Genomic DNA, 13,124 nt, shown 5'->3' with positions numbered 1-13,124 from the left:
ACACTCGCACCCTACAAAGGTCGCTCTTCGTGTTCGCGCGGGCTCACTGCGGCATACACCGTCGCCGGTCGTCCGGTTGTGTACGCCCAGTAACGTTCCCCGTACGACCAGTGCCACCATTCCGTCGGGTAGTTGATCAGACCCGCTCCCGCGAGCGCGGCGGCCAGCATGTCCCGGTTGGACCGGGCCTCGGGCGAAATGCTCGTCGCCGCGGTGTAGCAGGCGTTGGCACTGGCCTCGGGGCTCGCATTGATCGCGGTACCCATGTCGAGGCGTGCACCGGTCGCGGTGGCGAGCGTGAGGTCCACCGCGCCGCCGGTGCAGTGGGGCGCGACGTCCGGCGGTGAGACGAACTTGCTCGCCTCGGTGTGCAGCCGTTCGCCGGTCCAGCCGGGGTACCGCGCGCGCAGCTGTTCGCGATAGTCCGAAAAGTACCGATGCTGCACGCCCGGCGAGCGATAGCCCTCGTGGATCAGTAACCGCAGCCCGGCCGGGAGCGCGGCCTGCGCGACGAGCAACCGCTCCAGAACCCCTTGCCGTACCAGGGAACCGGGTGGATCGGCGTCGGCCCGCAGTTCGGGTACCTCGGCGGCGTCCACCAGCGGCTCGCCGGTTTCCCGCGCGGTGATGGCGGCGATCCGCGGATCCGACAGCAGCACGGTCATGATCACATCCTGCTTTCCCGGTGCGGCGCCGGCTACCCGGTTAGCCGGTTCAGTCGAGGAAATCCGACAGGGGTTCGGACGAAACGCCCGACGGTCGAACCCGACACTCGCCGCCGGGCGGCTGGTGGAACTGGACGGCCGGACCGAGGCCGGGCGGCGTCCGAGTGCTCCGGCCGAGTGAGCTCAGGCGAGCGTCTTGTCCAGCCAGCCGAGGACGTCCGGGGTGACCCGGTCCGCGATGTCAGCCTCGTCCGGATGCTTGCGCAGGTACGCGGCCACGAACGGGCATACCGCGACGACCCGCTTGCCCGACGCCCGCACCTGCGCGAGGGCCTCGCTGATCAGCTGGGCGCTCAGGCCGCGGCCACCGAACTCGTCGGCGATCTTGGTGTGGTAGAAGACCCGCTGGTCACCGCGGTCGGCGTACTGGGCGTAACCGGCGACCTGGCCATCGACGCTGATCTCGTACCGGCTCTTCTCGTCGTTCCGGCGAATCTCGTTCATCGTGCCCCTCCGGTGGGATTGCGGCGCGGGGTGAGGCGGGCGTTGGGCAGCGGGGGCGCGGGCAGGCGCTCGCCGGGGTAGCCCTCGACACGGCCGAACTGCTCGGATTCGGCTTGCCACGCTTCCCGGAACGCGGCGATCTCCTCGTGGCTGCGGCCCACGAAGTTCCACCACATGACGATCTCCTCGGTGAACGGCGCGCCGCCCAGCACGAGCACCTGCGCCGGCTCGGCGCCGGTGTTCGCCAGTTCGAGCCGCGGTGCGCCAGGCGCCAGGTAGGCGAGATCACCTGTGGCGAGCGGCGTCCCGGACACGGTGACGGAGCCGATGTCCTGGAGGACGCCGTGCTCGAACCCGGGATCGACGCCGAGGACGAGCCGCGCGCCCGGGTCCAGGGTCAGCTCGGCGCCCAGCAGGGGAGTGAACACCGGCACCGGCGAGGTCTCCCCGGCGAGGCTGCCGAGGAACACCCGAGCCGACGCGCCGGGCAGTTCCAGTAGCGGCGGGGCGTAGTGGCGGAAGTCGCGCGCGGTGCGCCGGTCGGCGTCCGGCAGTGCGATCCACAGCTGAACCCCGTGCAGCGTGGTGGTTTCCGGGGTCGACACCTCCGAATGCGCGATCCCGTGGCCGCCGGTCATCAGGTTGAGCTCGCCGGGCCGGACGATCGCGTGCGTGCCCAGGCTGTCGCGATGCTCGACCTCGCCGCGGAACAGCCAGCTCGCCGTCTGCAGCCCGGTATGCGGATGTGGCGCGACGTCCATGGCCGTGTTCGCGGGCCCGTAGTGATCGGCGAAGCACCACGCGCCGATCAGCGAACGCTGCCGCTGCGGGAGGGTGCGACGGACCCGGATCGCACGCGGGCCGCCGAGCGGGACATCCCTCGCGGCGAGGACGGTGACACCGTTCGCGCCGGGCCGGTCCTGGCAGACCAGTTCCGGCGGTGCCTGTTCCAGATTGCTCACCCGCCTATTGTGCTCGCGAGGCCCGCCCTGTCACTTCGCCAGTTCGTGCAGGACGACAAGGCCGCCGTGGGCCGGCTGGTCGAGCCGTTCGTGGTCGGTGGCGAGGTACTCGTCGAGGACCGCTTGGATGCGCCGGCCCAGTTCGGCGGCGTCCTCGGCCGACAGGTGCAGCGCGAACCGCGCGAACGTCCTGACCGAGGCGGGGCCCGCGGCACGCAGCTCCTCCGAGAACGCTTCGACCGGGGCGAACGCGGCCTCCGCGCCGGTGCCCGGCGGATCGTCGAGCCACCACGAACGCGCCTTGGCCCGGTACGGCTTCTCCAGGGCACCGGTATCCCCGGTGCGGACCGGCGCCGGTTCCAGCAGACCCGCGTCCGCGAGCTGCCGCACGTGGTAGAGCACCGTGCCCGGATCGCGGTCGAGCCGGTCCGCGAGCTGCTTGTTCGTCAGCTCCGCCTGCCAGCACAACCGCAGGATCCGCAGCCGCAGCGGATGCGCCAGCGCCTTGGCCTCACGCTCGGTCGCTTCACGCCGGGGCAGCTGATCCGTCATGCTCCGCGATGCTAGTCGATGGAGCTTTCTCAATCGATGTGCGATCCTCAATCATGTGGACTACGGGCGGCTGTGGACCTCATCGGCGTGCTCGAACCTCGCCGACGGGGTGCTCAAGGTCGCGCTGCCGCTCGTCGCGCTGGGCTTCACCCGGTCGCCGTCGCTGATCGCGGGCCTGGCTTTCGCGTTCACGCTGCCGTGGCTGCTGTTCGCGTTGCCGGCGGGCGTGCTCGCCGACCGGTGTGACCGGCGGCGGCTGATGCTCGTCGCGAACCTCGCGAGGGCGGCGCTGCTCGTGCCGACGGTGGCGCTGCACGGCGGGTCGATCGCGGTCCTGTACGCCGTCGCGTTCGCGGCCGGGACGGCGGAGACGGTGTACGACACCGCCGCGCAGTCGATCGTGCCGCAACTCGTCCCGCGATGAGCCACAGCGGGACGAGCCTGGAGCACAACGTCACCGAGGAAGCGGTGCGGACCTTCAAGCTGACGACCATCCGCGTCATGGAGAACCTCGGCGCGGCCGTCGCCCGGAGGTACCCGAAGCTGACCGAGCGGGAGGCGTTCGAGCTGGTGGCGGTGGCCGCCGGGCTCGCGGGGATGCTGTACCCGTCGGCGAACCCGCCTCCGGTGCTCGTCGAGTTGTACGCGAAGGATCCCGAGGTTGCGGCGGCCTGCATCCCGTTCGAGCCCACGCTGAAACGGGCGCTCGCCGTCTTCGCCGCGGGGCTGCCCGCCGTGCGCTAGTGTTTCGTGATCTTGTTGTCTTTGCGCGCGGGTGTGTTTGTTTGCCAGGCTACTGAGTTGGCCCTTGGCGTCGCTGACTTGGCTCGGGGCGTTATCGAGTTGGCTGGCCGCTGTCGCCGGGGGCACAGTCAGCGACCGGACCAGCCAACTCGACACCGCAGCGGACAAACCCACCGACCCTACGGGCAAACACGGCAACGTAAACCGGACAGGATCACACGACACTAGCCGGTTGACGCATTCCGATATAGGCATATGATGGCCGTCATGGCACGGGCGGCGACGACCTCGGACGCGTTCAACGCGATCGCCGAACCGCAGCGGCGGGAGATCCTGGTGCTGCTGCGGGGCGGCGAGCGGCCGGTGACCGACCTGGCGCGGGGCCTGGGGATGACCCAGCCGCAGGCGTCGAAGCACCTGCGGGTCCTCCGGGAGGTCGGGCTCGTGCGGGTCCGCGAAGCGGGCAAGCAGCGGCTGTACGGCCTGGACGCTCGCGGGCTGCGGCCGGTCCACGAGTGGGTTGGCGGCTTTGAGCGGTTCTGGAGCGAGAGCTTCGACCGGCTGGACGAGTACGTGCAGGGTTTGAAGCAGGAGGAGCCATACGATGACCGGTAACGGCGGCGAGGCCGCGCACGCGACCGCGGATCGCGAGATCGTGATCTCCCGGGTGATCGGCGCCCCGCGGGACCTGGTGTTCGAGGCGTTCACGCAGGTCCGGCACCTGTCGCGGTGGTGGGGACCGGAGGGCTTCACGACCACGACGCGGTCCTTCCAGTTCCGCATCGGCGGGGTCTGGGACTTCGTGATGCACGGGCCGGACGGGACCGACTACCAGGAGTGGATCACCTGGCGGGAGATCGTCCCGCCGGAGCGGATCGCGCTGCTGCACGGCGAGTTCCGCGACGACCCGAACGCCTTCGAGTCGGTCCTGACCTTCGAGCCGGCCGGCGAGCAGACCCGGATCGTGCTGCACACGGTGTTTCCCACCAAGGAACTGCGCGACGAGGCCGTGGAGAAGTACCACGCGATCGAGGGCGGCGAGCAGACCCTGCGCAACCTGGCGGCTTATGTCGAAGGGACGGTGCGTTGATGGCCGGGAAGGTGTTCTTCAGCGTGACGATGTCACTGGACGGCTTCATGGCGCCCGAGTCCCTCGACGACTTGATGGGTCCGAAGTGGATGGAACTGCAGGCGTGGGTTTTCCCGCTGCGGTGGTTCCGGGAGAACCTCAAGCTCGGCGAGGGCGGCGAGGAAGGCCTCGACAACGACATCGCACGGGCGACGTACGAGCGCACCGGCGCGAGCGTCATGGGCAAGCGGATGTTCGACGCCGGCGAGCTGGCATGGCCGGAGGAGGCGCCGTTCCACACCCCGGTTTTCGTCGTCACCCACACCAGGCGTGACCCGTGGGAGCGGCCGGGCGGCACCACCTTCCACTTCGTCAACGACGGCATCTCCAGCGCCCTCGACCAGGCCCGCGAGGCCGCCGGCGACCGCGACGTGCGCATCGCCGGCGGCGCCGAGACGATCCAGGAGTACCTGGACGGCGGCCTGGTCGACGAGTTCTCGGTTACCCTCGCGCCCGTGCTGTTCGGCACCGGCATCCGCCTGTTCGACCGCGTGGACCCCGACCGCCTCGCGCTGGAGCAGGCCCGCGCGGACATATCGTCCCGGGTGACCCACCTGACCTACACCGTCGGGAAGCGGTAGCCCTCGAGGGCGGTAAGTCAAGCGCCTGACAGCACCATCGTGCCGACCGTGACCATCGTCGCGGCGACCAGGCCGTCGAGCACGCGCCACGAGGCGGGGCGGGCGAAGAACCCGGTGAGCAACCGGGCGCCGAAGCCGAGCGCGGCGAACCAGCACACGCTCGCCAGCAGGGCGCCGAACGCGAACTCCCAGCGCAGCGCGCCGTGGGTCGCCGCGATGGAACCGAGCAGCAGCACGGTGTCGAGGTAGACGTGCGGGTTGAGCCACGTCATGGTCAGGCAGGTGAGCGCGGCGCGGCGCCGTGAGCCGGCCGTCGTGCCCTCGACGGTCATCGCCGCGGGCTTGCGCAACCGGCGCACGGCGAGCACGCCGTAGCCGATCAGGAACGTGCCGCCGAGGAGCCCGACGATCTTGAGCGCCGCCGGCTGCGCGTGCACCACCGTCCCGACCCCGGCGACCCCGAGCGCGATGAGCACGCCGTCCGACACGGTGCAGATCGCCACCACCAGCGGGACCGCCTCGCGCCGGATGCCTTGGCGCAGCACGAAAGCGTTCTGCGCGCCGATCGCGACGATGAGGGAGAGCCCGGTGCCGAACCCGGCGAGGATCGTTATCACGAGTCCGACGCTAAACATCACCGCGTTGCCATTCCAGCTAAAGATTCTTACGTATCATTAGCGTTCATGATGTCGTTCCTGCCGCTGGACCAGGTTCGCACGCTGCTCGCCGTGGTCGACGAAGGCACCTTCGACGCGGCGGCGGCCGCGCTGCACGTCACGCCCTCGGCGGTGAGCCAGCGGGTGAAGGCGCTGGAACAGGGGACCGGGCGCGTGCTGCTGCTGCGCACGAAACCTGTGCGGCTGACCGGGTCCGGTGAGATCGTGGTCCGGCTCGCGCGGCAGTTGACCCAGCTCGAGCGGGACGCGCGGGCGGAACTGGGGATGGCGCGGGACGGTGAGCCGGTGACGCTGCCGATCGCGGTGAACGCCGATTCGCTCGCCACGTGGTTCCTGCCCGCCCTGACGCGCGTGCCCGGCGGGATCTGCTTCGAGCTGCATCGCGAGGACGAGGAGCGGACCACCCGGTTGCTGCGCGAGGGGCTGGTGATGGCGGCGGTCACGTCCTCGCCGGATCCGGTGCAGGGCTGTTCGGTCACCGCCCTCGGGCGGATGCGGTACCTGCCGGTGGCGAGCCCGGAGTACGTGGCACGGTGGCTGCCGCGGCCGTTCCGGCAGCTGGTCGGTGAGGTTCCGGTGGTGGCCTTCGACCGCTACGACGATCTGCAGGACCGGTTCGCGCGGTCGCTGCGACGGCGCGGCGCCGGCCCGGTGCGGCACTACGTGCCGGCTTCGGAAGGGTTCGCGGACGCGGTGGCGGCGGGGCTCGGCTGGGGGCTCGTGCCCAGCGCGCAGGCCGCGCCCCGGCTGGCTTCGGGCGCGCTCGTGCTGCTCGATCCCGAGCGGGCGGTCGAGGTGCGGTTGTACTGGCAGCAATGGAAACTCGACTCGCCCGCCCTGGCCGCCACGGCGGAGGCGGTGGCCGCGGCGGCGAAGGAGTCGCTCTAGCGTTTCGCGATCGCGACGACGTAGCGGCATGGCTCACGCGTCGCGTTGACGTAGGTGCACGGGGCGGGCGGGCCGAGCTGGAGGCAGTCGCCGGAGCCGAGGTCGTGCACGAACTCGCCTTCGTGGAAGGTCAACCGGCCGTCGAGCACCCAGATCTGCTGGTGGATGAACGTGTAGGTGTCCGCGGAGACCGGGACCCTGGCACCCGGGGGCAGTTCGATCTGGACGAGTTCCAGGGGGCCGCCGGCGGGCGGGGAGATCGGGCGGCGCCGGTAGCCGGTCTCGGGATCGACCCAGACCTCCTGTTCGGCGGCGCGGGATACGCGGCGTTCGTCCCCTTCCGCGCGGGCGATCAGCTCCGACAGCGTCAGCCCCAAAGTCCCCGAGAGCCGGGCGAGGAGCGCGGCGGTCGGCTGGACCTCGCCGCGTTCGATCTTGCCGATCATGGCGCGGGAGATACCCGATCGCTCGGCCAGCGCGGAGACCGGCAGACCGTGCGCGACGCGGGCCTCGCGCACGGCGAGGGCGAGCCGGTCGCTGAAAACATCTGTCACTATCGGATCCACCTTGGCTACTATAGTCGCCATGTTGACGACCCGTGACGCGACCGGGAGCGATGGGGAAGCCTGCGCCGCGATCTATGCGCCCTACGTGACCGGTACGGCGATCAGTTTCGAGCTGGAACCGCCGGCCCCGGAGGTGATGTCCGCGCGGATCGCGGCCGCCGCGGCGCATGCCTGGCTGGTGCTGGAGGACACGGGCGAGGTGATCGGATACGCCTACGGCCACCCGTTCGCCGAGCGCGCCGCCTACCGATGGACCTGCGAGACGAGCATCTACCTCGCGCGGGACCGGCGACGCGCCGGCGGCGGGCGGTTGCTGTACCGGACGCTGCTCGATCGCCTCGCGGCGCGCGGCTACCGGCGGGCGATGGCGGGGATGACCCTGCCCAACGAGGCGAGCGCCGGGCTGCATCGCGCACTCGGGTTCGAACCCGTTGGGGTGTATCGGAAAGTAGGCTGGAAGCACGGCGCCTGGCACGACGTCGCCTGGGTGCAGAAGACCATCGTGCCCGACGAGGCGCCACTGGTGGAGCTGCCCGCGTGACGCTCGATGCCGAGTCCTTTTCGGACAGTACCGGGGGCTCGTGCCGGGCGCTCCCGGCGAGGAGCCACCGATGCGACTCGCGCTCGTGAGCAACACCCTGGCCTCGCTCGCGGAGGGTTTCCTGCTGTGCTACCGGCCGAAGAGCTAATGCCGGTGGCCCGCGGCGGTGAGCAGGAGGGCGAGCCCCGGGTCGGCGTCCAGGCCGAGGTAGAACGCGAACGTGGCGAGCGCGCCGAGCTTGCCCTCGTCGGACAGTTGACGCTGGAAATGGTCCACCCGCACGTGCACCGAGGCGTCGATCTTCCGCAGTAGCTCGATCCCGGCGTCACTCGCGTGCACTGCGAGGACCCGTCGGTCGCCCGGGACGCGGGTGCGCTCGACGAGCCCCTTGTCCTCAAGTTGGCGGATGAGCCGCGAGGCCAGCGCCGGCGCGATGTCCAGCCGGTCGGCCACCTTGTTCACCGGCAGCGGGCCGTCCGCGCCGTAGATCTGCAGCAATGCCTGATGCTGCAAGGGTTGCAGCCCGCCGGCGACCGCCTGCTCGTCGAGCAGGCGCAGGATCCGGCGCAGCACGAACCGGCCGTGCGCGACGGCCTTGACGTGGCTGGCGAAGTCGAGGTCACTCGCCGCGTCGGCGCCCTGGCCCCACAGCGCCAGCAACTGCGCGGTCGAGTCCTCCACCGGGCGCCTCCATGGTGATCTCAAGTCATTGACTTGGGATCACCATATCAGCCGGCTTCGTCCGCGGCGGCCCGGATCGCGGAGGCGATCTCCGAATCGGGATCCAGGCCCACGTAGAACGCGAAGATCGACAGCGCGGACAGGCGCTCGTCCTCGCGAAGCTGGTGTTGCAGGTACGCGACGTGATGGTGCACGTCGTTGTCGATCGCGGCGAGTTTCTCGGCGGCGGCCTCGGTGGCGACGACGATCGTCGCCCGCTTGTCCTCTGTCGAGGGTTCGCGGCGGACCAGGCCCATCTCCTCGAGGCGGCGGACCATCCGCGAGGCGAAGGCTGCCGCGACGTCGAGCCTTGCGGCGAGGCTGCTCACCGTGATGCCGTTCGCCTTGTTCGCTCCGTAGACCTGCAGGAGTGCTTGGTGCAGCAAGGGTTCCAGGCCGTGGGCCTTCGCCTGCTCGTCGACGATCCGCAGCACCTTGCGGGTGACGTAGCGGGCGTCGGCGATGTTCTTGACGTACGCCTGGAACTCGCGGGTGCGTTTGGCGTCGCTGATATCGGCCCACTGGGTGTAGGCGCGCATTGCCTCGTTCATAGCGGGCGGATCCTCTCACCGGGTCGAACCGGGCGATCATACGGCAGCTCCATTTGATTGACTAAAGTACATTATTTTAGTTAGTCTTCTGGTCATGGGACTGCATCCCGTCGAAGCCGGGCCCGGCGCGTTCAAGGCGGCGCTGGGCTCGCTGGCCGCGAGTGTCACCGTGATCACGCTGTCGGGCGCGGGCCGGCCGCTGGGCATGACCGCTACGGCGTTCTCGTCGGTTTCGCTCGATCCGCTCCTGATCCTGGTGTGCGTCAACAGATCCACCCGGAGCTACGAGCACATCGCGGCCGCGGGCCGGTTCGGGGTGAACATCCTCGGCTCGGCCGCGCGCGAGATTTCGGACCACTGCGCCCGGCCCGGCGCGGACAAGGCGCTGCGGCCCGAATGGCTCGCGCCCGAGGACGGCTGGCGCAGCCCGGCGCTCGCGGGCGCCCTCGCGTTCCTCGACTGCGCGATCGAACGGGACGTGCACGCCGGGACGCACGCGGTGCTGATCGGTGCCGTGGACGGGATCGGGCTCGGCGCCACCCATGAACCCCTGCTGCATTTCCGGGGGACTTACCGGCAGTTGCGGGCGAGAAACCACCATCCGCGGCCACGGCCACTACCGATCACACTGGAGGAACCCGCGTGACGCGTTCAGGCAAGGAGTACATCGAAGGGCTGCGGGACGGCCGCCGCGTGTTCATCGACGGCGAGTTCGTTTCCGACGTCGCGAACCATCCCGCGTTCAACGGGGCCGTCGCTTCGATCGCCCGCGTTTACGATCTGGCGAACGACCCGGACAACGCCGCGGCGATGACCTTCCCCTCGCCGGTGACGGGGGCGCCGGTCAACCTGTCGTACCTGATCCCGCGCGACGAGGACGACCTGCGCAGGCGCCGGATCGCCTTGCGCCGTACGGCGGAGACGACGCTCGGGCTGATGGGCCGCGGGCCGGAACACGTCGCCGGGTTCCTCGCGGGCTGGGCCGGGCGGGCGGACGTGTTCGGCGCGGGCGGGCAGCGCTTCGCCGACAACGTCACGCGGTTCTACGAGTTCGCGCGGGACAACGACCTGTACTGCTCGTACGCGATCGTGCCGCCGCAGATCGACCGCAGCAAACCCGCGCACCAGCAGGAGGATCCGCACCTGTATGCGGGGGTGACGCAGGAGCGCGAGGACGGCATCGTCGTCTCCGGGGCGCAGATGCTCGGCACCGGCGCGGCGATCTCGGATTACCTGATCCTCAGTTGCATCGTGCCGCTGCAGCCCGGCGACGAGGACCAGGCGATTTCCGTCGCGGTCCCGATCGGCGCCGAGGGCCTGAAGATCTACTCGCGGCGCGGGTACGCCGAGGCCGCGCCCAGCGTGTTCGACTATCCACTTGCGACCCGGTTCGACGAGACGGACGCGCTGATCGTGTTCGACGACGTTTTCGTGCCCTGGGAACGGGTTTTCGTGTTCCGGGACCGGCAGCTCACCAGCGACCAGTGGAACCGCACGCCCGCGCACATGCTCGGGAACAACCAGGCGCAGATCCGGTTCTCGGTCAAACTGGACCTGCTGGCCGGGCTCGCGATGCGGGTCGCGCGGATGAACGGTTCGGACAAGTTCCCGCCGGTGCGCGCCACGCTGGGGGAGCTGGCCGCGCACGCGTCGATGGTCACCGGACTCGTCTACGCGCAGGAGCAGAACTGCGAGATCGACGAGTTCGGCGTCGCCTGGCCAGGACGAGCCGAATGCTTCGCGACGATGACGCTGCAGTCGGAGTTCTACCCGAAGCTGCTGCACCTGGTCCGCGACCTGTGTGGCGGCGGGGTGATCCAGCTGCCCTCGTCGGCCGCGGACTTCGCGAACCCGGAGGCGAGGGCCGACTTCGAACGGTACGTGCGCTCGCCCGGCTATCCCAGCACCGAGCGGGTACGGTTGCTGAAACTGGTGTGGGACCTGGTGGGCTCGGAGTTCGCGAGCCGGCATCAGCAATACGAGATGTTCTACGCCGGTGCCCCGTTCCTGGTGCGCTCACGAATGAGCCAGGTCTACGACTTCGACCGGGCCGACACCCTGGTAGAGCAGGCACTGGCGGGGTATGAGCTTGCGTAACGGGTGGCGACCACGGCCGATGGTGGCCGCGGTCGCCACCCGGTCAGGGGCGGTATCGGACTTCGAAGGTGGTACAGCCTTCCGTGCTGGTCCAGGGGCCGTGTGCCATTCCGGGTGGGCGGCAGGCGTAGTCACCGGCCGAGAAGGTCTTGCCCAGCCTCGTGTCGGTGAAGGAACCTTCCAGGATGTAGACCTCCTCCCAGAAGTCGTGCACCTGCACGCCGTTCGGGCTCGTGTCGGTGCCCGGTTCGAAGTGCAGGATGCGGGTCGCGACACCGCTGCCGTCGGACGCGAGGATGCGCTCGGTCAGCTCGGCGACCTTGCCTTCGCAGGGGGTGAACGGGACGTCGGTGGCCGGGAAGAACTCGTGTTCCGGCTTCGCCATCTGACTTCCTTTCAGCGTACGGAGTAGGAGTGCGCGAGTTCGTCCCCGCCGGGCAGGGTCATCGACAGAGTCCATTCGGTACCGGCGACGAACTCTCCGTTCAGCAACGGAAGCGTCCCGCACAGCATCACCAGGTCACCCGCGCCGCCCTGGTACAGGTCCAGCACGTCGGTCGGCACGCGCAGGGCGGTCAGCAAGCCGTCCTGGTAAGCGGCGCCGTCCACAGTGGACGTCATGCTGATCGCGTCCCAGTCCGGATCGTCGACCGGCACGACCTTCGTGCCGACGGGTTTCGGGCAGGCGGCCTTGGACCTGGCCACGCTCTCCACCTCGATGTCGCGGTCGGTGTGGTCCGAGCCGACGGTCAGGTACCGCTTCCCCGATGCGCGGATGAGCACCGGTTCGACCTCGCCCGAGGTGTTCGGGCCTTCGACGGTGATCTCCCCGGCCTGCGTCGCCAGCGAGGGGTCGAGCGGGTAGAAGGCGGGCACCGAGTCCGGTGGCGCGACGCCGATCGCGGCGAGTTCGTCGATGTGCTTCTTCACCGAAGCCTCGTCCCGGCCGGTGTAGCCGGCGACGACGAGGTCGTACCGGTCGAGCACGAGCCTCTCGCCCGAGCCGGTCACGCTGAACGTCAGGGCCATGCTTTCGCTCCTCACCACAGGTCCCGGAGGCTTGCCGCGACCACGTCGTCGTAGCCGGGTTCACGCTCGGTCAGACCGCTCGCACGGCCGAACGCGATCAGGCCGGCGGCCGCCTCGGGGCTGATCGCCGGATCGTAATAGCCGAGGTCGCGTTCGATCAGCCCGGCGATCAACTCGGCCTCCATCTCGGGGAACAGCGCGCGGCCGACCTTGGTCGCGAGCGTGATGTCGCGGCGCAGTTCGCGCTGAGCGCGGACGATCCCGCGGACGGCCGCCGCCGTGGTCTCCGGCTGTTCGCGAACCATCCGGCCCGACGTCATGAGCGCGGGGAAGGTGAACAGGGCAGCCTCTCCGCCCTCCCGCCGCGCGTCCACGATCACCTTTCCGGCCCCGGTGCGCACCGCGACCTCGGTGCCCATCCCGTTGGCCCAGAACGCGTCGATCTCGCCGTCCCGCAGCGCCTGCGCCGCCGTGACGCCGAACGAGACGTTCCCAGCCGTTCCGGGCACCGGGGCGATGGCGACGTTCGCCAGGTCGACGCCCTCGGTCTCGAGCAGCCGCCGCAGGCCGAGGTCGGGCCCGGGTGCCGCGCCGATCCGGACGTCACGCAGCTTCGGGAGCGTCTCCCTGGTCACGTCCAGATCCGGGCGAACGACGAGAAACCAGTACATGTTGCCCGCCAGCGACGCGAGCAGCCGCGTGTCGCCCCAGCCGGGATCGGCGTAGAACGGGGCGTGCGCGCAGCCGGCGAGGAAGTCGATCTCCCCCTCGCGCAGGGCGACGGCGGCGTCGGTGACGGGGAAGAGGAGGTCCAGTTCCACGTCGAGTCCCTCGTCCCGGAGGTAACCCAGTTCCGCCGCCGCGATCGCGGGAAAGTAGGAGTTCGAGACGAGATCGGGCACGGCAAGGCGCATGGTC

20 protein-coding genes are annotated in these 13,124 nt (G+C 69.9%); 9 read left to right on the top strand and 11 right to left on the bottom strand.

Going from position 1 to position 13,124, the window contains the following annotated elements; translation table 11 throughout:
* Window positions 1-11 precede the first annotated feature (11 nt).
* The 4 genes from FG385_RS12290 to FG385_RS12275 all read right to left on the bottom strand — a co-directional run bounded on the left by FG385_RS12290 (window position 12) and on the right by FG385_RS12275 (window position 2,683).
* Window positions 12-665, bottom strand: coding sequence for a M15 family metallopeptidase (locus FG385_RS12290; protein WP_200834417.1), 654 nt, complete (start codon window positions 663-665; stop codon window positions 12-14).
* 183 nt (window positions 666-848) lie between these two features.
* The gene (locus FG385_RS12285; protein WP_139096813.1) at window positions 849-1,169 is read right to left on the bottom strand and encodes a GNAT family N-acetyltransferase; all 321 of its coding nucleotides are present in this window, start codon (window positions 1,167-1,169) and stop codon (window positions 849-851) included.
* Window positions 1,166-2,131 carry a pirin family protein gene (locus FG385_RS12280; protein ID WP_139096812.1) on the bottom strand — a complete coding sequence of 322 codons (966 nt, stop codon included), beginning with the start codon at window positions 2,129-2,131 and terminating at the stop codon, window positions 1,166-1,168. The genes FG385_RS12285 and FG385_RS12280 overlap by 4 nt, the downstream gene beginning before the upstream one ends.
* Window positions 2,132-2,161: 30 nt before the next feature.
* Window positions 2,162-2,683, bottom strand: a complete 522-nt coding sequence (locus FG385_RS12275) for an ArsR/SmtB family transcription factor (RefSeq protein ID WP_139096811.1) — start codon at window positions 2,681-2,683, stop codon at window positions 2,162-2,164.
* 55 nt (window positions 2,684-2,738) lie between these two features.
* Between FG385_RS12275 and FG385_RS12270 the strand changes: the two genes are divergently transcribed.
* From FG385_RS12270 to FG385_RS12250, 5 genes are all read left to right on the top strand, one after another.
* The gene (locus tag FG385_RS12270) at window positions 2,739-3,107 is read left to right on the top strand and encodes an MFS transporter (protein ID WP_235022531.1); all 369 of its coding nucleotides are present in this window, start codon (window positions 2,739-2,741) and stop codon (window positions 3,105-3,107) included.
* Complete coding sequence (locus tag FG385_RS12265; RefSeq protein ID WP_139096809.1) at window positions 3,104-3,427, top strand: hypothetical protein; 324 nt, start codon at window positions 3,104-3,106, stop codon at window positions 3,425-3,427. The genes FG385_RS12270 and FG385_RS12265 overlap by 4 nt, the downstream gene beginning before the upstream one ends.
* 267 nt (window positions 3,428-3,694) lie before the next feature.
* On the top strand, window positions 3,695-4,042 hold the full coding sequence (locus FG385_RS12260; protein ID WP_139096808.1) for an ArsR/SmtB family transcription factor: 348 nt from the start codon (window positions 3,695-3,697) through the stop codon (window positions 4,040-4,042).
* Window positions 4,032-4,517 carry an SRPBCC family protein gene (locus FG385_RS12255; RefSeq protein WP_139096807.1) on the top strand — a complete coding sequence of 162 codons (486 nt, stop codon included), beginning with the start codon at window positions 4,032-4,034 and terminating at the stop codon, window positions 4,515-4,517. The genes FG385_RS12260 and FG385_RS12255 overlap by 11 nt, the downstream gene beginning before the upstream one ends.
* A complete protein-coding gene (locus FG385_RS12250; protein WP_139096806.1) occupies window positions 4,517-5,137 on the top strand; it encodes a dihydrofolate reductase family protein in 621 nt (206 codons plus the stop codon). The genes FG385_RS12255 and FG385_RS12250 overlap by 1 nt, the downstream gene beginning before the upstream one ends.
* A gap of 17 nt (window positions 5,138-5,154) precedes the next feature.
* Here the strand turns inward: FG385_RS12250 and FG385_RS12245 are convergent, their stop codons facing one another.
* Complete coding sequence (locus FG385_RS12245; protein WP_139096805.1) at window positions 5,155-5,772, bottom strand: LysE/ArgO family amino acid transporter; 618 nt, start codon at window positions 5,770-5,772, stop codon at window positions 5,155-5,157.
* 48 nt (window positions 5,773-5,820) lie between these two features.
* On the opposite strand from FG385_RS12245, the gene FG385_RS12240 reads away from it, so the two are divergent.
* Entirely contained in the window at window positions 5,821-6,702 is an 882-nt protein-coding gene (locus FG385_RS12240) for a LysR family transcriptional regulator ArgP (protein ID WP_139096804.1), read from the top strand.
* On the opposite strand, the gene FG385_RS12235 is transcribed toward FG385_RS12240, so the two are convergent.
* Entirely contained in the window at window positions 6,699-7,256 is a 558-nt protein-coding gene (locus FG385_RS12235; RefSeq protein WP_139096803.1) for a helix-turn-helix domain-containing protein, read from the bottom strand. The genes FG385_RS12240 and FG385_RS12235 overlap by 4 nt on opposite strands.
* 31 nt (window positions 7,257-7,287) lie before the next feature.
* On the opposite strand from FG385_RS12235, the gene FG385_RS12230 reads away from it, so the two are divergent.
* Window positions 7,288-7,809 carry a GNAT family N-acetyltransferase gene (locus FG385_RS12230; protein WP_139096802.1) on the top strand — a complete coding sequence of 174 codons (522 nt, stop codon included), beginning with the start codon at window positions 7,288-7,290 and terminating at the stop codon, window positions 7,807-7,809.
* Between the two features lie 144 nt (window positions 7,810-7,953).
* Here FG385_RS12230 and FG385_RS12225 read toward each other — a convergent pair whose 3' ends face one another.
* Together FG385_RS12225 and FG385_RS12220 are read right to left on the bottom strand one after the other, a co-directional pair.
* Complete coding sequence (locus tag FG385_RS12225; protein WP_160148779.1) at window positions 7,954-8,490, bottom strand: MarR family winged helix-turn-helix transcriptional regulator; 537 nt, start codon at window positions 8,488-8,490, stop codon at window positions 7,954-7,956.
* A 47-nt stretch (window positions 8,491-8,537) separates the two neighbouring features.
* Window positions 8,538-9,080, bottom strand: coding sequence for a MarR family winged helix-turn-helix transcriptional regulator (locus tag FG385_RS12220; protein WP_139096800.1), 543 nt, complete (start codon window positions 9,078-9,080; stop codon window positions 8,538-8,540).
* A 94-nt stretch (window positions 9,081-9,174) separates the two neighbouring features.
* On the opposite strand from FG385_RS12220, the gene FG385_RS12215 reads away from it, so the two are divergent.
* Together FG385_RS12215 and FG385_RS12210 are read left to right on the top strand one after the other, a co-directional pair.
* Window positions 9,175-9,726, top strand: a complete 552-nt coding sequence (locus FG385_RS12215; protein ID WP_139096799.1) for a flavin reductase family protein — start codon at window positions 9,175-9,177, stop codon at window positions 9,724-9,726.
* On the top strand, window positions 9,723-11,177 hold the full coding sequence (locus FG385_RS12210; RefSeq protein WP_139096798.1) for a 4-hydroxyphenylacetate 3-hydroxylase family protein: 1,455 nt from the start codon (window positions 9,723-9,725) through the stop codon (window positions 11,175-11,177). Before FG385_RS12215 ends, FG385_RS12210 begins: the two co-directional genes overlap by 4 nt.
* A gap of 43 nt (window positions 11,178-11,220) precedes the next feature.
* On the opposite strand, the gene FG385_RS12205 is transcribed toward FG385_RS12210, so the two are convergent.
* From FG385_RS12205 to FG385_RS12195, 3 genes are read right to left on the bottom strand one after another with little or no spacing between them, the layout of a single operon-like run.
* The gene (locus tag FG385_RS12205; RefSeq protein WP_139096797.1) at window positions 11,221-11,562 is read right to left on the bottom strand and encodes a cupin domain-containing protein; all 342 of its coding nucleotides are present in this window, start codon (window positions 11,560-11,562) and stop codon (window positions 11,221-11,223) included.
* Window positions 11,563-11,573: 11 nt separating this feature from the next.
* A complete protein-coding gene (locus FG385_RS12200; RefSeq protein WP_139096796.1) occupies window positions 11,574-12,206 on the bottom strand; it encodes a DUF2848 family protein in 633 nt (210 codons plus the stop codon).
* 11 nt (window positions 12,207-12,217) lie between these two features.
* On the bottom strand, window positions 12,218-13,120 hold the full coding sequence (locus FG385_RS12195; protein WP_139096795.1) for an ABC transporter substrate-binding protein: 903 nt from the start codon (window positions 13,118-13,120) through the stop codon (window positions 12,218-12,220).
* Window positions 13,121-13,124 lie beyond the last annotated feature (4 nt).

It is taken from the genome of Amycolatopsis alkalitolerans (assembly GCF_006152065.1).
Taxonomy (GTDB): domain Bacteria; phylum Actinomycetota; class Actinomycetes; order Mycobacteriales; family Pseudonocardiaceae; genus Amycolatopsis_E; species Amycolatopsis_E alkalitolerans.
Note: the sequence above shows the minus strand (reverse complement) of the source record. Positions and strands in the feature narration are given on the sequence as shown.